The organism is Candidatus Neomarinimicrobiota bacterium, assembly GCA_022560655.1.
GTDB lineage: Bacteria > Fidelibacterota > Marinisomatia > SCGC-AAA003-L08 > TS1B11 > JADFSS01.
Genome location: JADFSS010000019.1, coordinates 4,358 through 24,640, shown reverse-complemented (window position 1 = coordinate 24,640; position 20,283 = coordinate 4,358). Strand labels below are relative to the sequence as shown.

At 53.7% G+C, this 20,283-nt stretch carries 15 protein-coding genes; 3 read left to right on the top strand and 12 right to left on the bottom strand.

The genetic code is table 11. The features are described from left to right. Positions 1 to 276 precede the first annotated feature (276 nt). The 4 genes from IH971_04585 to IH971_04570 all read right to left on the bottom strand — a co-directional run bounded on the left by IH971_04585 (position 277) and on the right by IH971_04570 (position 5,058). Positions 277 to 1,251: a hypothetical protein gene (locus IH971_04585; protein ID MCH7497112.1), complete on the bottom strand. Its 975-nt coding sequence runs from the start codon at positions 1,249 to 1,251 to the stop codon at positions 277 to 279. A 61-nt stretch (positions 1,252 to 1,312) separates the two neighbouring features. Then, complete coding sequence (locus IH971_04580; GenBank protein MCH7497111.1) at positions 1,313 to 2,263, bottom strand: hypothetical protein; 951 nt, start codon at positions 2,261 to 2,263, stop codon at positions 1,313 to 1,315. Between the two features lie 2 nt (positions 2,264 to 2,265). Continuing rightward, positions 2,266 to 3,654 carry a sigma-54-dependent Fis family transcriptional regulator gene (locus IH971_04575; GenBank protein ID MCH7497110.1) on the bottom strand — a complete coding sequence of 463 codons (1,389 nt, stop codon included), beginning with the start codon at positions 3,652 to 3,654 and terminating at the stop codon, positions 2,266 to 2,268. Between the two features lie 3 nt (positions 3,655 to 3,657). Then, complete coding sequence (locus tag IH971_04570) at positions 3,658 to 5,058, bottom strand: HAMP domain-containing histidine kinase (protein ID MCH7497109.1); 1,401 nt, start codon at positions 5,056 to 5,058, stop codon at positions 3,658 to 3,660. A 1,580-nt stretch (positions 5,059 to 6,638) separates the two neighbouring features. On the opposite strand from IH971_04570, the gene IH971_04565 reads away from it, so the two are divergent. Further along, complete coding sequence (locus tag IH971_04565; GenBank protein ID MCH7497108.1) at positions 6,639 to 7,064, top strand: acyl-CoA thioesterase; 426 nt, start codon at positions 6,639 to 6,641, stop codon at positions 7,062 to 7,064. Here IH971_04565 and IH971_04560 read toward each other — a convergent pair. The 7 genes from IH971_04560 to IH971_04530 all read right to left on the bottom strand — a co-directional run bounded on the left by IH971_04560 (position 7,061) and on the right by IH971_04530 (position 15,429). Beyond that, on the bottom strand, positions 7,061 to 8,521 hold the full coding sequence (locus IH971_04560; GenBank protein MCH7497107.1) for an AMP-binding protein: 1,461 nt from the start codon (positions 8,519 to 8,521) through the stop codon (positions 7,061 to 7,063). The two genes, IH971_04565 and IH971_04560, sit on opposite strands and share 4 nt — an antisense overlap. After that, positions 8,518 to 9,585, bottom strand: a complete 1,068-nt coding sequence (gene menC / locus IH971_04555) for an o-succinylbenzoate synthase (protein MCH7497106.1) — start codon at positions 9,583 to 9,585, stop codon at positions 8,518 to 8,520. Before menC ends, IH971_04560 begins: the two co-directional genes overlap by 4 nt. After that, positions 9,582 to 10,460 (bottom strand): 1,4-dihydroxy-2-naphthoate polyprenyltransferase, encoded by an 879-nt coding sequence (locus IH971_04550; protein MCH7497105.1) that lies wholly within the window; start codon positions 10,458 to 10,460, stop codon positions 9,582 to 9,584. The genes menC and IH971_04550 overlap by 4 nt, the downstream gene beginning before the upstream one ends. An 11-nt stretch (positions 10,461 to 10,471) precedes the next feature. After that, positions 10,472 to 11,290: a 1,4-dihydroxy-2-naphthoyl-CoA synthase gene (menB, locus tag IH971_04545; GenBank protein ID MCH7497104.1), complete on the bottom strand. Its 819-nt coding sequence runs from the start codon at positions 11,288 to 11,290 to the stop codon at positions 10,472 to 10,474. A 123-nt stretch (positions 11,291 to 11,413) separates the two neighbouring features. Next, on the bottom strand, positions 11,414 to 12,193 hold the full coding sequence (menH, locus tag IH971_04540) for a 2-succinyl-6-hydroxy-2,4-cyclohexadiene-1-carboxylate synthase (protein ID MCH7497103.1): 780 nt from the start codon (positions 12,191 to 12,193) through the stop codon (positions 11,414 to 11,416). A gap of 15 nt (positions 12,194 to 12,208) precedes the next feature. After that, positions 12,209 to 13,948 (bottom strand): 2-succinyl-5-enolpyruvyl-6-hydroxy-3-cyclohexene-1-carboxylic-acid synthase, encoded by a 1,740-nt coding sequence (gene menD / locus IH971_04535; GenBank protein MCH7497102.1) that lies wholly within the window; start codon positions 13,946 to 13,948, stop codon positions 12,209 to 12,211. Further along, positions 13,945 to 15,429 (bottom strand): isochorismate synthase, encoded by a 1,485-nt coding sequence (locus tag IH971_04530; GenBank protein ID MCH7497101.1) that lies wholly within the window; start codon positions 15,427 to 15,429, stop codon positions 13,945 to 13,947. Before IH971_04530 ends, menD begins: the two co-directional genes overlap by 4 nt. 259 nt (positions 15,430 to 15,688) lie before the next feature. Here IH971_04530 and IH971_04525 point away from each other — a divergent pair, with 259 nt between their 5' ends. Continuing rightward, a complete protein-coding gene (locus IH971_04525) occupies positions 15,689 to 16,393 on the top strand; it encodes a ubiquinone/menaquinone biosynthesis methyltransferase (protein MCH7497100.1) in 705 nt (234 codons plus the stop codon). 379 nt (positions 16,394 to 16,772) lie between these two features. Next, positions 16,773 to 17,171, top strand: a complete 399-nt coding sequence (locus tag IH971_04520; GenBank protein MCH7497099.1) for a hypothetical protein — start codon at positions 16,773 to 16,775, stop codon at positions 17,169 to 17,171. 723 nt (positions 17,172 to 17,894) lie between these two features. Here the strand turns inward: IH971_04520 and IH971_04515 are convergent. After that, on the bottom strand, positions 17,895 to 20,090 hold the full coding sequence (locus IH971_04515; GenBank protein MCH7497098.1) for a hypothetical protein: 2,196 nt from the start codon (positions 20,088 to 20,090) through the stop codon (positions 17,895 to 17,897). Between the last annotated feature and the right edge of the window lie 193 nt (positions 20,091 to 20,283).

Genomic DNA, 20,283 nt, shown 5'->3' with positions numbered 1-20,283 from the left:
GGCGTACTGCCCGGCGCCTCCGCTGTATTCTACGCAATCAATATGCCATCCGGCCTGCCGGGGCATAGCGGCTGGCGGGGAGCAGGGGGAGCCAGGCAACCGCGCGACTTAGAGGGGTGATGACGGCTTGAATAAATATTTCAGCGTGGCCCCGACAGGCCCAAGACCAAGGCAGAATACCCTCAGTAATCTGTGGCTTCTGTCAGATATCTGAGACTTGTGGGGTCGTGCCAGGGCCGCGGGCAAGGGTGGCTGGCGGACCCGGCCGCGGATGGCTTAGAGGCCCAGTTTCACGCCCACTTCCAACATCGTCTTGTCGTAGTAGCGCTGATTGAAACTGGTCTCATTCTGCAACCGGCTGACCTGGATATAGACGATGCTGCGGATATTTAGCGCCCGCTCCAGGCGAATGTGGGCCATGTTCTGCAAGGGCTCTTCGGGGTCACGATAGCGGCTCTCCCCCACAACGTTGGGGAAGGCGTAGGCCTTGTTGATTAGACGGATATCGATGTGATAAAAGGTGGTCCGCCGTAGCTGTCCCGACAGGTAGGCGCGGGCGCTAATTTTGGTATACCCGCCGATAACGCTGTTGGATCGCACCTCGCCAATCCCGATCTGGAGGCCCACAATGGCGCGGCCTCCCCGACGTACATGCAGCCAACCCTCAAGACCCCGATCCTCCTGCGGCACCGCCAACGGTATCAGCAGTGAATCTCCCGCCACTTCCAAAGCGCTAAAATCCCGATGAATAACGTTGCTGCCAATTAATCCGCTCTCGATGAAGGAGTGTGGGTTAAGGTCATAACGTCCCGTCAGTTCCAGAATGTCTTCACCGAACCGTAGCCGTTGGGTCGCCTCCAGTGTTTTCCTGCGATAGCTGTAGCCTAGCCTGAGTCGGAACCTGGGCGTGGGTGTAAACAGGACATTGGATTCCAGATCGGTCCAGGCGTAGGACCCTGCGCCGGCATAAAGCGCCTTTTGAAAATGATTCACCCGACCACTGACCAGCAGCGCGCCCGTGATCGAATACCCTGCACCTATCCCGGCGTCGATGAGGAGTTTTGATTCTGCAGCGATAGCGATGTCCACAACGGTCTGACCCAGCAGGTCTGCCGAAAATTCGAGGCTGGGCCGTTGCCACCTGCCGCTCAACCGCCCGCGCAGGGTGAGGCCGGCAGAGGGAATTGGGGAGGCAAGGTCTTCCCGCACATTGGAATCAAAATAAGTTGAGAACTGCAGCTGGCGCTCCACGGCATCCAGAGCACCAGACCGGCTAGAGAACAACACCACCAGTGAGAGCGCGAGGGCGGCTTTAGGGTGTGAGCAACTCGGATTCAATCTGCTGGAGAAAGCGATCATACTGCTGGCGCTTGGCCACTAGGAGATCAATGTCTGCCTTACGGGAGTCGAAGCTGGTCCCGTCCACAGATGGTCCTCCGGCAGAGGGGTCGGCGCTGATAGGCACCGGAGCGCTGGAGGCACTCTTGGAGACATCGGCGAAGTGTGAACCGGCCCCATCTGACAGGGCCCCCTCCTCGGCCGCGCGCCGCGCCCCACCTGAGGGCTCATCCGAGAGCTCGAGTTCGGACTTGCGCTGTACGCCCAGGTCGCGCTGGAACTCCTCCAGGCGGGCCGCCAATACAGCCTCGCTATGCATCTGCTCGAGAAGCGAATCGATGAGGGACAACTTTGATTGGATGACCCACTGCAGGTCCCCGAATACGATGCGCTTGAGGGCTCGGCTTTCATACGGCCGATTGAGGATGAACGCATAGTCGGGCAGCTCGGAAAGATGGGAGGATCGGCCCAGAAAATGCCGCCCCATGGAGATGGCCCACGCTTTCTGCGAGGGAGTAAAGCTGGCGGAGGTATCAGCGACAAGGAGGAGCCGCTGATAATGGTCTCTCAGGCTTTCAAACGCTTTGTTCCTGTTCGCCTCCAGGGTAACCAAACGGGCCTGGAGCTGCCATAGAGAATCAGCCAGCGCTGCATGCCTGGCACTATTTCGGGCGATGCGCAGCTCGATGATCCAGCCGTTGTACCAGGATTGCCGGGCCTGGAGGCGCTTGACTTCGGCGCTGATGCGTTCACGCTGCTCAATCCACCCACCCACCAATGCAGAGGCGGCGGCCACCTGCGCCTCCACAGATAGATAATTGTTCCACTGGTTTTCAAGGTCTTGGGCCATCCCCGGCTTAGCCAGAAGTAGCGAACCAGCCAATGCCAATCTAAAGAGGCGGACGGTGCCAGGGTTCTGGCTCACGCCTATTGCGCCCCCTCTTGCCCACCGTCTTCCGAGGGACCGGGACTGTCGCCCGCATTGATCAGGCCGTATTTTTCAAGCTTGTAATAGAGTGCGCCGGGCTTAATGCCCAGCAAGCGCGCAGCCTTCTGCTTCACACCGCCGGACCGCTCCAGGGCCTGCTTGATCATCCGGTATTCCGTATCCTCCAACACCTCGGGCAAGTTGCCGATGTCGCCAATCCCCACGCTAGCTTCATCATCGAAGTATATTTCATCGGCGGTGATCGTCGCGGCACCGGAAAAGATGAGCAGCCTCTCCAGCAAATTTTCCAGTTCTCGAATGTTGCCTGGCCAGGCGTAGCGCTGCAACTTTTCGATGGCCTCCACCGAGATGTCTGGCTCCTGCCGCTGGAGCCTGCCACATTTCAGCTTTACCAGATAGGCCACGAGGTCGGGAATGTCCGACTTGCGTTCCCGAAGGGGGGGCACGGGGATCGGAAGCACGTTGAGGCGGAAGTACAAATCCTCGCGGAATCGCCCAGCCCTGATAGCCTGTTTCAGATCCCGGTTGGTGGCTGATAATACCCGCGCATCGGTGGATATCTGTTCGCTGCCCCCCAACCGCAAAAAGGTCTGGTTTTCCAGCACCCGTACTAGTTTGACTTGCAGCTGGGGTGAGATCTCGCCGATCTCATCCAGCAGGATGGTGCCGCCGTGGGCTTGCTCAAAGATACCTTTGTGCTGCCGTGAGGCCCCGGTGAAGGAGCCCTTTTCATGGCCAAACAGTTCGCTCTCAAGGAGGGTATCGGTAAAGGCGCCGCAGTTGACGGCCAGGAAGACCTTTCCTTTCCGTCGGCCTTCGTTGTGGATGGCGTGAGCGATCAGTTCCTTGCCGGTGCCGCTCTCCCCGCTGATGAGCACGGGACTGCCCACCTGAGCCACCTGCCCAATGCGTTCTTTGAGCTCAGCCATCTCGACCGAGGAGCCTACCATGCCATAATATGTTGGGATACTCCCGGTCTCCACTTTGGCCGCAGGTTGATCGGTGAAGGCGTCGGCAACTTTGGCCTTTAACTCGTCAATAGAAAACGGTTTGGCAATGAAGTCCCTGGCACCGGACTTGAGCGCATTCACGGCCAGATCAATCGTGCCGTAGGCTGAGATGAGAATGACCGGGAGGCCGGGTCTGGCCTCTTGGAATTCATTCAGCAGATGCATACCGCCTTTGCCAGGTAATTTGAGATCGGTAATGACCAACTCGGGGTTGTGCTCCTTGAATAGCCGGCTGCCTTCCGGGCCATCAGCAGCCGAAATAACAGCATAGCCCTCCTTTTCCAGCACTGTCTGAATACCTGCCCGCATGGTACTATCATCCTCAATAACGAGCACGGTTCTATCACTTTTAGGCATCATCTAGGCCTTGGGTAAGCTAAGCGTGACCTTGGTTCCTTCACCCGCTTCACTCTCGACAATAATTGTGCCATTCATTTCATCGATGATGTTTTTAACGATAGCCAGACCCAAGCCATAGCCCTTGTCATGGGTAGTAAAGTAGGGATCAAAGATGCGTTCCAAGTCATCAGCGGGGATACCCTTGCCATCATCGACCACCACCACCTGCACCCCTGAATCCTGTCGCTGAATATCGATGTCGATAATACCCTGCGGCTCCAGCGCCTGCAGGCTGTTCTTCAGCAAATTTACGAAAACCCTTCTAAGCTTGGATTCATCTCCCAGGGCCAGCCCCTGGCCCGTTACCCGGCAGGCCGCCTGCTTCTGGTTAATCTCAGGCTGCAGGATCGGGAGCACATCCGCAAGGATTTGCTCAATTCGGATTGCCTCCAGCTTGGTTCTGAGCGGTTTGGCGTAGTCCAGATATTCCAGTACGATCTGCTTGAGGCGGCGGAGCTCACCCGTGACCTTTTTCAAATAGGCCTGCCTGGAATCGGATTGTCCACCGCGTTCACCGGCCAGGGTCTCCTCGAGCAAGCCGGCATAGAGCTCCATCCCCCCCAGCGGATTCTTTATCTCGTGGGCAATGCCCGACAGGAGCTGCTTCATCGACTCTTCCTGCTGCCTGATTTCGGTGTGCATCTCCATCAGGGCCTGATTGAGGGCACCAAGTTCATCGGTACGACCCAAATCCACTGCAGCTGCGTGGATATTATCCTGAATGGAGCGGGCATAGGCCGACAGGGCCATGACCGGGCGAATAAGCGACCGTGAAAAGATAACCGCCAGCCCAACAGCCACTGCAGCGGAGACCAGTATTATCCAGAACAGGCTACCCACAATCTGGTCGACGGCAGCCACGTATTGAGCGCCACCCCAAACTATCAGGATGAGGGGGATGTCTGGGTCGGTATTGATAGGCACGGCGGCAGCCTTGAGATAGCCACCCCCAGTCAGTGGGTAGAGTTCCGAGACCGCTTGCGCCGCCGGAAGGTCCAGATCAACGAATGTCTGCAGGACTGTACCGATGTCGGGTTGTTGATCGGTGGCGACCATGCTGCTGGCCAGTTCGTCACCCGTCTGTGAATAGATGGCGATACCCTCAATCCCATCGACGAGGAAGGCCGTCAGGTCGCGGTCCAGCATAGCCCGGACAGTGGGGAGGGCCGGCTCTCTGGCCAGGTTGACCAGGAGGTCTGTGCGGAGCTGGTTGGCTACAATCTGTGCCACGCTGATCAGGCGACGATCCATACCCTGTTCCAGGGCGCCCCGGGTGTACCAGTATAGGGGTACAGACAGGGCTAGAAAGGAGACAACCAATATGCCGATGACCAGTGAAAGGATGCGGGGGCGAAGATTCATCTTGTTTGTTTATCTAAATCTGCGACCCGGGAACTAGTAGAACTCGTACAGAGGGTGCCTCCCGGGCCCTGTGCTGTTTATTCTCATTACCCAGGGCAGTAACCTTGTTACCGTTGACCTTCCTCATCGCATCGACCATGAGACTGTTCTTGCCGGCTTCCAGGAATTCCTTGCTCCAGCGGTAGTACAGGTTCGGTGCGATGTCTTCACGCCGTCAGACGGCGGAGATGCTTTCCTGCCATCGCAGGCCTTCCACAACGATGGTGATCTTGTCTTGAGCAGAATACTTCCGGCGAGTTCGATGCTTGATGTCCCGAACCGCTGCTTCTGACTTCTCAAATGCCATCTCCATGACTCCTTTGCTGCATGTTCAACTTAGCAAAAAGACACGAATGGTTCACATTTCTCTGACGCCGAACGCTGCAGGTCGTCACTGTAATGCGAGCTACTGGAGTCAAAACCTAAGAGACAATATCTGCGTTTCCAAGGTTTAGCTGACGCCTCATCTAGAGCGGCGCCCCTTGATATGCCCCGCCGCCCGGCCGTACCTGTTTTCCAACACCCTGGCCCCGGTGTCCACCTTCCCAGCCGAGCTGAACCCAGCCGCTGGCGGGGCAGGCGGCCGCTGGGCGTTCTGGGTGCCAGCTTGTTGGTGACCCTAGGGCACACTTTGCCCATCAAGATGGTGCTCCTGAAGTAGGGAAAACTGCGTCCTAGCATACGGAATCTTGAACCTACCCGTGTGTAATTGATTATGCACAACTTAACGGTGAAGACACCCTGCTTTGGGAGCAGGGCCTCGGCCCTGGCCGTCCCGGCCACGGGGAGGCCGTAGCCACCTACGGCGAGCCGGTCCTTTCGCCCCGACTATGAAATATGTCGACGGGAGACCCGTTTCTCATCGGCATTTTACAATTCTGGCCGTTAGAAAATCGAGTTTTTCCTGCGTCTTAGCGTAGGGTAGTCGCTCAAGACCGCTCTGCTTATGGCCCTGTGAGCGCTCCTATTCTACTTCGACTTAGGGGGGTCCTTGCCTGCTTTGGCAGCGTTTTTTGTCTTTTTTTCTGTTTTCCAGACGGTAGAGCAGCGGACTTTTGATCCGTCGTGGAATTGCTCACTTATTGCGAAAGCTTGCTACCAGCCCCCGTCTAAATGACAGACTACTTCTAAGCCACCGCGCCAAGGCGACATAAACTCATCGAAAACTGACGAGTTTACTCTCGCCTCTCAGGAGATTTGCGACCATTCTGGGCTGATATTCAGGAGATTCCCTGTGTTATGTGGTGAATTCCGGTGGCTGTCTATGAAGGGAGGAACAGGTAGATCCTGGACAGGCGGGAAAAAATCAAGCAAAGGACGCTTCAGTTGAGGCGCCAGCTTAACCTTGGAAACACGGAAGGTGTCTCTTAGTTTTAGACACGAGTAGCTCACATCGCTTTGACGATGCTCACAAAGTCAATTTGGAGTCATCTAAGGAGCTTGGCAATCTCCTAATAAAATTCCAAGCGACACCATCCTTGGCAGGAAACCAGGAGGGAGATTAGATTTGTCCAGACCAAAAGACCCTAGAAAGGATGGCGATGGAGACATTTAAGTTCCAACATACCGTAAAGTTCAGCGAAGTCGACCAGGCTGGCGTCGTATTCTTCTCCCGCTATTTCGAAATTGCTCACAGTTCGCTGGAGGCCTTTTTCCATCATCTTGGTTGGGGATTCGCCAAAGTTTTTAGCGAGGGGAAAGACGGGTTTCCTCTCATCCATGCAGAGGCCAACTACATGGCACCAGCCCGCTTGGGTGATACTCTCGAAGTTGGTCTATCCCTCTCCAGAATTTCAGAGTCTTCCTTCACAGTGAGTTATGATTTTCGTTCGACAGACGGCAAACCAGCTGCGAGACTATCCACAAATCACGTCTGGGTTGAATTGAAAACATTTAGCAAGGCTCCAATTCCTACCGAACTGAAAACTGCCCTCCAGGATTATCTGGCCGAGGATTTGGCCGCCTAGATATCACTATTCGATAGGGCCAGTGCCAGTTCCACTCGCTTCAATTTCCCACTGTGACTGCGCGGGAGCTGCTCCCAAATCTCGATGGCTTTTGGCACCTTGTAGCCAGCCAGTTTCTGACGGCATCGGTGCAGTAACCCCTCCACGGCCAAACTTTTCTCATCCAACACAACCACGGCGACAACTCGCTGTCCAAATTCGCTATCTGGAATCCCGATCACGCCTGCCTCAACCACACCTGGTATACTTGACAACACTGACTCCACCTCAAGCGGATCGACATTTTCTCCGCCCGTAATAATCGTGCTCTCCCGGGTCGCTGCGAGATAAAGGAAGCCGTCTTCATCCCGCCACCCCGTATCACCCGTGGTGAAAGTGTTAGCGCCTATCACCGGTTGTCCCAAATATCCCGTCATCACTGCAGATGATTGTATTCTCACCTGCCCGATCTCTCCGGCCTTGAGCTCGGTACCGTCATCGTCGGTGATCATGACCTTGCCAGCGCCAATTGCGCGCCCTACCGTCCCCTTCTTATCGGGATGCTTGTCCACCTGCACAGCGGTAACTCCCGAGGCCGTTTCCGTCATACCATAGGTCACAATTAGAGGCGCCTTAAGGGATAGAGCCTGCTCGATGAGATCCAGTGGAACTGGCCCTCCCCCCAGGATAATGCCCTCGACAGCCTTATGAAATGGCTGCCCATCTCTCTGCCGCAGTATACTGCTCAATTGGGTAGGAACAAGAGATATATGGGTAACAGTGCCAGAATCGAGCCTCGTATTCACTGCACTGGCATCAAACTTGGGCAGGAAGTTGACCGCGAAGCCTGCCCTGGCACCCCGCAGGAAAATGCCCATGCCAGCTACATGACTCAACGGCAGGGTGCAGAGATAATGGCTCCGACGGGTCAGACCAAGATAGGCTATCCAACCATCCATGCTGGCCTGATGATTATCATACGTTAACTGCACCCCTTTAGGTCTGCCCGTTGTCCCGGAAGTCAGAAGAATGGAATGCAGTTGATGCTTCCTGTGAGGAACAACTCTGGAGATCCTGCCTATCTCGATTTCCTCCCTCTCATCCACCATCATGACCTCGGCACCCTCCGGAAGATGTTTCCGGAACTCGTCTATCCGGGATTGTTCAGTAAGCAGACGGGAGCAGCCGGCCAGCGACATATACGATGATACTTCATTAGGCTTGAGGCTGGCATGTAGGGGCAGGAGCACGCCGCCGCTTCTCGGTACTGCCCAGAGAGCCAACACCATATCGAGACTGTCAGGAAGCCATGTGGCGACGGTTTCCTCCTGCCATCCTCTCGTAAGGAGAGACTGGGCTAGCAAATCGACTTCAGCAGCCAACTGACTGAATGTATAGGAATGGTCCGCCGTCGAGATGCAAAGGTCATCGGGGGAGGAACGGACCTGCTCGTGAAGCCATGTCAGTACGAAACTCATTGGGCCGCGATCCTCGAAAGTCCCAACCCCGGCACAGCCGCTAAGGTGATGGTACCATTCTTTATTCTCAGTGGATCTTTAGCCAGATCAGCCTGGAGGAAGCTGCCCGTTGCAAGACCATTTGCCATTCCTGGAGTGCTGCAGGCCGCCGCCAGATGAGCCGTGGCCGTACGGCCAATAATGGCATCAAGGGTCGTCGTCAGCACAACTTTCACATTGCCGGCTTCAGCCAATCTGGCCATATCGAGACAGGCTCTGATCCCTCCCTGGATCATGGGCTTGAGTACAACCACGTCCACCGACCCATCTTCCACCATTCTTTTTACTGATGATCTATCGGTTACCAATTCATCTGCGGCAACAGGAATGCTTACTTCTGCACGTACCCTCCCAAGGGCATCATAATCTAGAGGATCCGTTGGCTGTTCAACATATTCAATATCATAAGCCTCAAACTTGCGGAGAATCTTGATGGCTGTGGGCACATCCCACGCACCATTGGCATCAAGACGGATAGAGAACTCTGTTCCAAGTCGCTCACGCAGGGCCGACAGCAAAGCTTCATCTTCCGGTCCCCGGATTTTCAACTTTAAGGTCCTGTAGCCCTCATCATATCGCCGGACCGCTGCATCCATCACCTGGTCCAGAGGCCCCGCCGGCACAATGGCGTTTATGAGCACCGTTGGTGAAGCATCAGAACGAATATATCGGTAGAGGGGATATCCGGCGGCCTGGGCAGCAAGATCGGTGACCGCAGTTTCCAGGGCAAAGCAAAGCGCAGGCTTAGCATGAAGATCACCCATAATTTGCGTGAGCGCAGACTCCAGATCTTGATCGGCCTGTTTAAGCCGGGCTGCAACAGCCTCCAGTTGGTCAGGATTCACTTCAGCGGCATCAGGACTCCAGCCGGGGAGGGGCGCCCACTCCCCCTGACCTACTCTCCCTTCGCGGTCCTCCAATTGGATAATCCAGCCGGACCGGTTCCATATAGTCCCGGCGGCTGTTGAAAATGGTACTTTAAATGGTATGGTATATGGAAAGAAACGGATATCAGCCAGTTTCAAAGGAGCATACCTGCCGCGAACAGCCCCCCGAACAGGGCCTGAAGTTGAGCGGTTTTGGCAAGGGTCTGGTTCAGTGAGCGCCCCGAATGCAGTGCCAGAGCCCGGTAGTTACGCCACGCCAGAGGAAGTGACAGCAGGGGCAGCAGCAGCGCGTAGGAAGCGTTCGCCTGCAGCCAGAATAGAATAGGGGTAACGTAGGCCAGGATGATTAACCCGACGTATTCTACCTCAGATCCCCTCCGCCCCAGGCGAACTGCCAAGGTACGCTTGCCGGCCCGTGCATCAGTCTCAATATCCCTCACGTTGTTTACCACGAGTATGGTTGTCGCCAAGGCTCCCATGGGCACAGCTCCCCATAGGCTGGAGAAGAGAAATGTACCGGCGTGCAGGTAGACTGTTCCAGCCACTGCGATAATACCAAAAAAGATAAAGACCATCAGATCACCCAGACCGTGGTACCCGAAAGGCCATGGTCCCCCGGTGTAGGTAACGGCAGCACCTATGCTGACCAGACCTATTACCACAATGGGCCAGCCGCCTATCCAAGCCAGGTAGAGACCGATACCGATGGCGAGGGCAAATACCAGATACATGCCACGCTTCACCTGTTCAGGTTTCAGTAAACCCTGTTCTGTAACCCGGGCCGGACCAAGGCGCTCCGCTGTATCGGCTCCCCTGAGGAAATCAAAAACATCATTGGCCAGATTAGCGCCGATCTGTATGAGGATTGCCGCGCCAAGGATGGCCAGGGTCACTGCCGGTTGAAAGTACCCACCTCGACCCGCAATGGCCGAACCTACCACGACGGGTGCGATGGCTGCCCAGAGGGTCTTGGGACGTGAGGCCATGATCCATGCCCTGAAATCGGATGGCATTGTCAGGGTTCCTAAGGCTGGCGGGGAAACTTCCCGAAATCTGGCTTGCGCTTCTCCATGAAGGCATTTCTCCCTTCCTGGGCCTCCGCAGTCATATAGAAAAGCATGGTAGCGTTTCCGGCCAACTCCTGCAAGCCGGCCTGTCCGTCGCAATCCGCATTCAAAGCCGATTTTAGGAGCCGAATCGCAGTGGGACTATTGGCCAGCATTTCACGACACCACTGCACCGTTTCCTGCTCCAAGTCGACCAAGGGCACAACAGCATTAATCAACCCCATATCAAGGGCCTGTTGAGCATCGTACAGCCGGCACAGAAACCAGATTTCCCTGGCCTTTTTCTGTCCCACGATGCGTGCCATGTAGCTGGCCCCCCAGCCACCATCGAAGCTCCCGACCTTGGGCCCCGTCTGTCCAAACTGGGCATTGTCCGCTGCAATGGTAAGATCGCATATCATGTGCAGGACATGACCACCACCAACGGCGTATCCGGCAACCATAGCGACCACTGGCTTGGGCATGGTTCGTATCTGACGCTGCAAATCTAGAACGTTAAGACGGGGTATCCCATCGCTGCCGACGTAGCCGGAATCGCCCCGGACACTCTGGTCTCCACCGGAACAGAACGCTTTATCACCCTGCCCCGTGAGGATAACTACCCCCACTTCGACGTCCTCCCTGGCATCGCGAAAGGCTTCTTCCAGCTCCATGACTGTCCGGGGACGAAAAGCATTGCGTACTTCCGGCCGATTGATCACGATCTTCGCGATCCCCTCAGCCTTATAATAAAGTATGTCAGTGAATTCCTTTACCTGTTCCCACGCAACACTCATCTTGACCTCCATCTGATCAGCCCGATTCCTATGAATTTTCGACCACCCTCTGGCGCACCCATCGGCACTTGGGTCCGGACCTATATTAGCATCGATATGCTGGTGATCAAATTTTCCCGCTCATCAAGCTGCCATAAACCGGCAGACCGTCCGGTAAAAGGCGTCGGGCTGCTCCAGATGGACACAGTGGCCCGATTCGGAAATGGACCTGTGGGAGGCCTGGGGCAACCGGTTTACCATGCGCTCTGCTAACTGTCCATATTTGAAATCTTCCGCGCCTGTCACCAGCAGAACCGGTAGGTTCAAAGAGGGCAGCTCAGACCAAAAATTAGGCTGTCTTACCAATCCCAAGGAGTTCTGTGCAGCTGTCCAACCCTGAGGATCGCTCTTTTTACGACGCAGCCTCAGGGCCGCTGCCGCCTCCCGATTACGCTGGCGCTGCCGGCGGAAGAGGGGACCATCACCCCACTCTGTGAGAAACTTCTCCTTGTCATCATTAAGTGCCGTAGCCCACGTAGATTCCTGAATATGACGAGCCTTGCGGTCGGCATCGCTCTCAAGCCCTGGATTACAGCCTTCCAGCACAAGGGAAGCCATACAATCAGAATCGCTGAGGGTCATCCCCAAGGCGATTCTTGCCCCCATTGAGTATCCGATGAGATGAACATCCTGCAGCCCACTGGAGCGCAGCCATTCAACAAGCCCCAGGCAAAAATCATTGAACTCAAATTCTGCAGTCAGAGGTGTTTGACCGTGGCCGGGAAGATCGATGGCAATCGTACGATATCGGGGCCGGAGCCGCTTTCGCAGGTCAGACCAATCGTGGAGGCTACCCATAAATCCATGTAGGAGCACCACCACCGGTCCCATGTCATGATCGTCATCGAAATGGAAATCATGCATAGGAAACTGGCAATATCAGGGAGTCAGGTCCTGCAGCGCCGACTGGACTGCTCGCCACTTCTCTATTTCTTGGGCGGGATCAAGTACGACCTCAACAATCTGCACCCCCAATTTCGGTAGACAGGACTCCAAGGCCTGTCGAATTCCCGCCACATCGGTTACACGGTGGTATTCCAGACCAAACATTTGCGCAGCGCCCTCGAACTCAAGCCCGTGAGGCATACGAAAGTATCGTTCGAGAGCTTTACCGTAGGAGGCTACCGGGAGAATGGAATAAATACCGCCGCCATCGTTGTTGGCCACCACCAGGGTTGCATTTATCGTCCCCTTGGCAGCGGCGAGCCCGGGAAGATCATGATAGAAGCTGGTATCCCCAATGTAAAGACAGACCGGGAGTCCTGTTCCGGTGGCAGCCCCCAATGCGGAGGAGGTCAGGCCGTCGATTCCACTGGCACCCCGGTTGGAAAGGACTGTTAAAGGCCTCCGCCTCGTAGCGGTACTATAGCGCTCCAGATGCCGCACGGGCATACTGTTCCCAACATACAGGAGACCATCCTCAGGAGTTAACTCAGCACAAAGGGCAGCAATGTGACCTTCGAACAGGGGGGCGTCGGCAGCTACCATGCTCCCCAGCAACTCTGATGCCGCAGTATCCCACTGACGTATGGCTGAAACCCACCCATCGTTAGCTGGCAGCAGTGCTAGATCATTGGCTATCGAACGACAAAACCCGGCGGGATCTGCTCTCAGCACCTCCTGTGCCAATGTATCGGCGTCCGTCCACAGGCCTTCGCCATCCACCAGATAGAGCTGCGGCTTCTCTCTCGCCAGCATTTGACCGAAGCTCTTCGAAATTGGCCGCGCACCGAATCGAATTACGACCTCCGGCCGGAAAGCCTCAATGAAAGCTTCATTGGTGAGCAACGCATCAAGATTATCAATTCGGAATTCGGCCAGCTCATGGGCATAACGTGCTTCATTTGTCGCCTCGGCAAAAAGAAGGTATCCGGTGCTTTTTAGTAGCGCCGACAAACCTTCAGTAAAGCCATCCTGGCGGGCCATGGGGCCAATGGCCACAACGCCCCTCCGATTCTTGATAATGGTATCGGCCACGGCTTGCAGGTCCGGTACTGCGTATCGCGAGGTTCGCGGTGGATCGATATTGCCAATGTCCATTTGCTGAGTTTGTTGGGGAGCGGCTCCATCTGATCTCGTCAGAGGTTCTCGAAGAGGAACATTCAGATGGACAGGACCAGACGGCTTTCCCACGGCGTGGGTTACTGCTTGCGCCACAAGGTGGCTCAAATAAGCCAACTTCGATCTATCCGGTGTTGCCACATCTGCAAAAAAGCGGGTATGGCTGCCATACAGATTGATTTGATCGATCGTTTGGTTGGCGCCTGTCTGGCGTAGTTCCGGAGGACGATCGGCAGTAATCACAATGAGGGGTGTTCCCGTGTAATAGGCCTCGATAACGGCGGGAGAAAAGTTGGCTGCTGCCGTCCCAGAGGTACAAATCAGCGCCGTTGGCCTGCCTGTCGCCTTGGTGATGCCCAGGCCAAAAAATCCTCCACTGCGTTCGTCCATATGAGTATGGACAGTGATGGAATCCTGTCTGGCAAGCGCGAGGGCAAGCGGGGCATTTCGGTGGCCTGGCGACAGACAAGCATGCTCGACCCCGAGGCCGATGAGGGACGCAATGAGGGTATCAGCCCACAGAGCGTTTAGCTCTGCCTGATCCTGAGATGGGGTCACTTGGCTTCCTCACCAGTCCCATCAGCAGAACGGCACAGTGCCCGTATCAGGGGTCGCATCTTGAGTTCCGTTTCCTCCCACTCCTGCTCCGGCACAGACTCAGAAACAATACCGGCCCCAGCGAATACGAAGGCCGTAGTCTCTCTTATCAGGGCAGACCGAAGGCCAACGACAAAGTCACCGTTTCCTTTACCGTCGATCCAACTGAGAACCCCGGCATACCAGCCTCGGTCCTGATGCTCGTAACGGCCGATGACTTCCCGGGCTTCTCTTTTCGCTGTGACTCCAACCGCGGGAGTAGGATGCAGAAGAGCAGCCAGCGTAAGAGGTGGGATAGGCTCTTTCAATCTTGCCTTGATGGGTGTTCTCAGATGCAGCACATTTTTAAGGGCGAGAATTTCAGGCTCCTCAGTCTTTTCCAAATGCGATGTAAGCCCAACAAGTTTGTCCCAAATCGCCGTGACCACATACTGGTGCTCAGTCCGTTCTTTGTGATTGCCCAGAAGATCTTCCCGTTGTTTCTGATCCTCAGATTCAGTTTCTCCCCGGGGAAAAGTACCGGCCAGAGCCTCCGTATAGACCTCTACACCTTGCAGCTGAACCAACCGCTCCGGTGTGGCGCCAATGAAAGTCCCTAAGGAGGGGAAATGGAACAGGAAGGTCGTGCAGGATGGGTACAGAGTACGGAGGCGATTGAGGACGGGAAACAGGGCGATAGGTCCATTGAAACTGAGCTGCAGGGTCCGGGCGAGAACCACCTTGGAAACTTCAGGTCCCATCCCCGCCTGGGTCAGCCGTACTCGCTCCACCCAGGCGTCGTGGCTGGGAAGCTCGGACTTTCCCTTGAAAATTGTCGACTCACTGGCAATCGGTTCTGTAGACAATTTTTTCCTGAAATTGTCAATCTGCTTCTCCAGGGCACGGGCAATGTCATCGACGCTATCTGCAGCTTTGGCCAGGCGAACGATCGTAAGGGTCAGTTGAGCATGTTGTTGGATGAGCAGTATTTCCGGCAGAATATACCTGCCTCGAGGAAATCCATCCCATGGTGAGGAACCCTCGAGAGACGTACTATTCTCCGCTCCTTCAAGATCGAAGGAGAAGCCACCGATCATCCGCAGGCCGCCGAGGTCCAAAGGCTTGGGAGAACAGTCGACACACCTTTCCAGTACGAGGGTCATGTGATGCATGGTCCTTTCGCGGCCCACAGCAGAATCAAAATCAAACGTTACGACCGCGCCAAAACTGGTCAGGACAAATCCCTCATCCGGTTTTTCCCAGTAGTAGCGAATGAGGCTGTCGTCGGGAAGTGCGGCCAGAGTCAGGAGATCCGTCGCTGGGAGGCCCATGCTCAGGTATACCGGCACCGGTTGCTCCACCAGGGCTGCCTTTTCGATGGCGTGGGCAATTCGATCCCGCAGCGGCTGAGGAGCCGACAAGGAATAAACCTCCATATCTGTGAGCATGGTTTCGTGATCCATAGCTTGAAAATTAACAACAGCGGGAAAGAGAGACTAGATGTAGAAGCTACGCTCTGCCCGTACAGTTCTTGAGAAAGGGATTGGGCAGTCAGCCGTCCCTTCGGTTAAGATGGAATCATCTAAATCAAAGAACCGTTTGATATTCTCTTTACCCAAAAAGAACTCAGCTCCCTAACTTTGGGTGCAGTCGTTATGGTCAGCAGGGGAAAGTGGGGTTTCGGAGTTATCTGGAGCAGCGTTTTATGCGTGAGGTGGAGCTATGACCCCTGAACCGGCGTCTGGGGATAGGGGCTCCTACGTTCGCCAGCTGTTCACCCATATCGTCCCGCGCTACGACCTAATGAATACACTGATTACCCAGGGGCGTGATCAGCGCTGGCGTAAGCGAGCAGCCCAGGCCAGTAGTCTGCCCCAAGGTGGGCTTGCCTTGGACGTAGCTACGGGTACTGGCAAGCAGGCGCTAGCCCTCTTGGACCAGGGAGCCGGCCGCGTTGTAGGGATCGACTTTAGCTTCGCGATGCTGCACCGCGCCCACCAGCAGGTCAGCGACCCGCGCGCAAGCTTCGCCTTGGCCGACGCCCAGCGGCTGCCCTTCGCCGACGACTCGTTCGATGCCGTCGTCAGCTCCTTTCTGATCCGTAACGTGACCGACATCGAGCTGACTTTTGCCGAACAACGGCGGGTAGCAAAGCCCGGCAGCCGCGTCGTGTGCCTAGAAATCGCTCTGCCACCGCCAGGCTGGTTCGGCAACCTGTTCCGCCTTTATTTTTTCCGCTTGGTACCTCTCGTGGGGGGCCTAGTGACCGGCCACCAGGAAGCCTACCGTTATTTGCCCGATTCCCTCAAGAATTTCCCTTCGCCGGTGGACCTCGCGGCGATCATGGGGAAGGTCGGCCTGCGCCAGGTACACTATCAGCTGTGGGCTGGGGGGAGTATCAGCTTGCACGTAGGGCTGAAAGACTGATCTGTCGCTGCTAAGACAACAGGTGATGGATTGGTAACAGAAGACTTAGCGCCACCCAACCAGCAAAGTGGCAAGCCGACGCCATCCCGTAATTGGCTTTGTATGGGGCATGCGTCTGTTTAGAAATAAACCCCACAAACCTGTCGATCCATGGGGCTTTCTGTCAGGGTGGCAGATAGCCAACTACTTCAACAGTGAGGCGCACTCAGGGCACAGTAGCATCCTAAGCTGCTGTTTTTATTAACCAATTTTGGGGCTCATAACCCAAGGGTCGCAAATGCCTTTTTAATTACGCATAAGACAGACTGAAACCACTGCCTACGATCGGCCACGTACGTTTGAGATCGGCCATCCACAACCAAATGATATATAACAGTTTATGCAACTCACACATCCACATTGGGAGCAGGGCCTCGGCCCTGGCCGTCCCGGCCACGGGGAGGCCGTAGCCACCTACGGCGAGCCGGGTCGTAGGTTCAAATTCTTTCGTCCCGACTATGAAATTTGTCGACGGGAGGGCAGTTTCTCGTCGGCATTTTATGTTTCTGACCGTTGGGACTCAAGACTGAGTGCAGCTCTGGTCCCAAATCTCACTTGGGCTAACAATGGTCAAAAGGCGATCCATTTTCAGCAGGGCAAAACATCCAATGCTCGTAGCATCGGCAAGGGAGAAATGGTAAAGGAAATACTCGAGGGCCGGAAACTTGAACCTGATGGCCCCTTCAATTTCTCCAAGGATCAGGTTTATACCAGGGTAGAGTGGTTAGTGGTTAATTAGGCAGACCAACATTGAAGACGCCAGCCCGCAAACGCTCAGAAAAACGGCAGTATCCATGTTGTACCTTGGCACGCGCGGCATCTTCGCCGCGAGTCGGTTCCTGGGGCATTTAAGCGTGAGGATTACGGAACAGCACTACGCGGGACTGATCCAGAGCTTGCAGGTTGAAAACTGTCAAAAGTTTGAGAAAGGGATGAAAGGCGATTCGCTATTCAGTCGTTATGAGCACCCCAAACCTCACCAATCACCACCAATTGGGTCGCAAATAAAAAAACCCCTTCTCACGACGGGGAAAAGGGGTTCACGAAGAGCGGGACCGACGAGACTCGAACTCGCGACCTCCGGCTTGACAGGCCGGCGTTCTAAGAGGGAGAGCAAGGGCTGATGTGCTATTCCTCTGCTATCAGTATGCGATCCATCATGAGCCCGATCGATTTTGGGGGTTCAGAGCGGTGGAGGGACTCGACCTGGTGGCGCAGTCCGGTAGCGCATCTGCTTTGGGAGCAGGGGGTCGAAGGTTCAAATCCTTTCGCCCCGACCATTAGAATCTGTCGACGGGAGCGCTGTTTCTCGTCGACATTTTTTGTTTCAGCCCTACCCGGCTGAAAATCGCGCCAGGCCCCCAGACAAACCCAAAGAACCACATTTTACCGACGATACTGCATACGCAAGTCGGCATACGTTTTTAATAATTGAACTTCCGGCGGAGCCACCACTCTGAGATTATTTTGCGGGATCAGGTAGTAAACTTCGTGGTTCTACGAAAGCACTTAGTTCATCGTCTGTCATTTTCAATCCAAGATTATCAGCTAGTGATTTTGTATTCAGCGGATAATGATCCACTTCCAACACTTGATCTGCAAATTGGTATGAGACTACCTGTTTTCGCATTGATTTGAATAGTATCTCATGGACGATGTCCTTGTTAATGTATTCACTAAGTTCCTCTGCGGTTATCTTTACACCCTTGGTAAATTTGATTTGCTTCCCAAATGCATTAATAGCCCCAGATTCCAGATAACTCCCAAACTCAAAGAGATGGCGGACTGGATGCCCTTGAATCCTAGCTCCAGGAAACATGCGGTTAGCTGTAATTATGCAGGTGCTCACTTTTGTAAGTGAGCCTAACGAAAAGCTAAGTTTTTCCTCGAGGCGCTTAACAAAGTCGGTCTGATTAAAATTGGACTTCATTTGATCTAACTGCTTTGCTGCTTTCTTACAATGGTCTAACGTTGTGCGAAGTTCGAAAAGAGTTGCGGGTAATAGTGGAGCCTTGCACTCGAACAAAAATATATGGTCATCAAATTTAACAAGAAGATCAATCTCCCCATATTTTCCATCATATTTATAATCAATATTGGTTTGGCATGGTATCTCTAGTGCGGTAAATGCCGCAGAAAGCGCAGTCTCAACTATGTCCTCCCTCTCAGCCAAATATGGCCGTCCACGACTAATTTGTAAAATGTTCCTCAAAAGATCAGATGTGCCAACAATATTCATCGGGACCATGCAGTAGCCTTCTGAACAGATGATCGGCCGATATTGAAAATCAGCAAATGATTGGTCCTCACTTGTTTTGGGAGTCCAACTCAACAAACTAATTAATTCAGTGGATTTATCCTCGCTTAGAACGAAACTGAGAAGAGTGGAAAAATCCTCAATTTTGAATACAGGAAGAAGTGAGCGTACTAATAATTCCGGCTCGGAATCGATGTATTTTTCTGCCTCAATCTTATACACCCCTCTTAGAATATTTATCAACCGTAATACTAGTACTAAGTCCCAAGCAGTTAAATTGCCAGATATAGTCAAATCTCTGAGATTCTCCTCACCCATAAAATAGTTCTTCATCGCGGTATGAAAGTATATACCCTCCTCCATAAAATACTCGGGACGATTAAGTAAATCTTTCATGGGAGTTATGTCGGGAATCTTCATAACAATTCGCCGGACAGGTGTATCCACTACCTCGATCCAACTATTTTGGGCCATCATATTATGTAATTTCTCTGATACCGCCGCGATTGTTACTTGGTCCTTATCATAATGTTTTACAAACTCGGCGGAATCTGACCATTCGGAATTCATGAATCCCAATTGAGTCGCTTTCTCAAAATCCACATCGGTTGGGCTAAGTAGAAATTTGTCCTGTTCTACTTTATCACATCTCGCGAGGCCAAGATCAATTAGTATTTCCCATTCAAAATATTTTCCTATCTTGGACGCATTTACCAAATGGCCGTAGTAGGTTCCATCGAGTACGCCATTTTCATCAATCAAAGAAAATTGGCCGGCTTTAATAGTCCTCGTTTTATAAAGTGCCTCTAGACAAAGGGTACACGCTTCTGCGAGTTCTTCTTTTAGGTAATGGCGCCAGGAATCAGTTGATATTCTTCTATCAGCTACATGCTCCAAATAAAACAAAAGATCTACACCAGCAATGAGAGTCTTTATGGCGTGCTCGCCAAGCCGTGAAAGGTCACCTAAGAGGCCTCGTCGAAAATGGCTAACACCTACCGAAAGCTCTAGAAGATGACTGATTGATTTAAAATACATCAAGGAATTCTCTGAGAGACCTAAGATGGAGGCAGCTTCGATAATCTTAGATACCACCATTTGCAAGGGGCCGGGCCCGCCTTTCTCAATCACTTTGGAATAGCGAAGCATTCCTTTCTTGCGAAGCAGTTTGATGGATATGTCCTCATCTAAAACCAATGCTGCTACTATCCAATTCGTTGCCTTTCCGCCTCGTGATTTGCTGATCTCGATCTGAAATTTTTCTAGAATCTGCTCAATATGAGTTCCATTAATTTTGGACTCGCCTAGGATCGTAGTAATAATATCCAGATTATTGAGCCAATAGCCTTTCGGCGGCCTGGCAATGAATTCATCGATACTCATATGGTCTTCTATAGCCATTCATTTAGGAAATCAATATTCCGAATTTCCGTGGAATCTAATACAGTGTGATTGCGTTTTATTTGCCTCAAAGTATCACACAGATCGCGTTCCATGATAGCCAATTCACAATATGGTATAAGCATCAAATGAAATAAATCTCCGAAGTCTGATGATTTTTTAGGTTCGCGTTGACCAAGATAGTATTTGTAAA

What these genes read in the sequence shown, in the direction of transcription:
- IH971_04550 (MCH7497105.1), bottom strand. Translation starts at nt 10,460, where the DNA reads ATGCCATCCGATTTCAGGGCATGGATCATGGCCTCACGTCCCAAGACC.
- menB (MCH7497104.1), bottom strand. Translation starts at nt 11,290, where the DNA reads ATGAGTGTTGCGTGGGAACAGGTAAAGGAATTCACTGACATACTTTAT.
- IH971_04520 (MCH7497099.1), top strand. Translation starts at nt 16,773, where the DNA reads ATGCAACTCACACATCCACATTGGGAGCAGGGCCTCGGCCCTGGCCGT.
- IH971_04525 (MCH7497100.1), top strand. Translation starts at nt 15,689, where the DNA reads ATGACCCCTGAACCGGCGTCTGGGGATAGGGGCTCCTACGTTCGCCAG.
- IH971_04575 (MCH7497110.1), bottom strand. Translation starts at nt 3,654, where the DNA reads ATGCCTAAAAGTGATAGAACCGTGCTCGTTATTGAGGATGATAGTACC.
- IH971_04515 (MCH7497098.1), bottom strand. Translation starts at nt 20,090, where the DNA reads ATGGCTATAGAAGACCATATGAGTATCGATGAATTCATTGCCAGGCCG.
- IH971_04565 (MCH7497108.1), top strand. Translation starts at nt 6,639, where the DNA reads ATGGAGACATTTAAGTTCCAACATACCGTAAAGTTCAGCGAAGTCGAC.
- IH971_04560 (MCH7497107.1), bottom strand. Translation starts at nt 8,521, where the DNA reads ATGAGTTTCGTACTGACATGGCTTCACGAGCAGGTCCGTTCCTCCCCC.
- IH971_04570 (MCH7497109.1), bottom strand. Translation starts at nt 5,058, where the DNA reads ATGAATCTTCGCCCCCGCATCCTTTCACTGGTCATCGGCATATTGGTT.
- IH971_04530 (MCH7497101.1), bottom strand. Translation starts at nt 15,429, where the DNA reads ATGGATCACGAAACCATGCTCACAGATATGGAGGTTTATTCCTTGTCG.
- menH (MCH7497103.1), bottom strand. Translation starts at nt 12,193, where the DNA reads ATGCATGATTTCCATTTCGATGACGATCATGACATGGGACCGGTGGTG.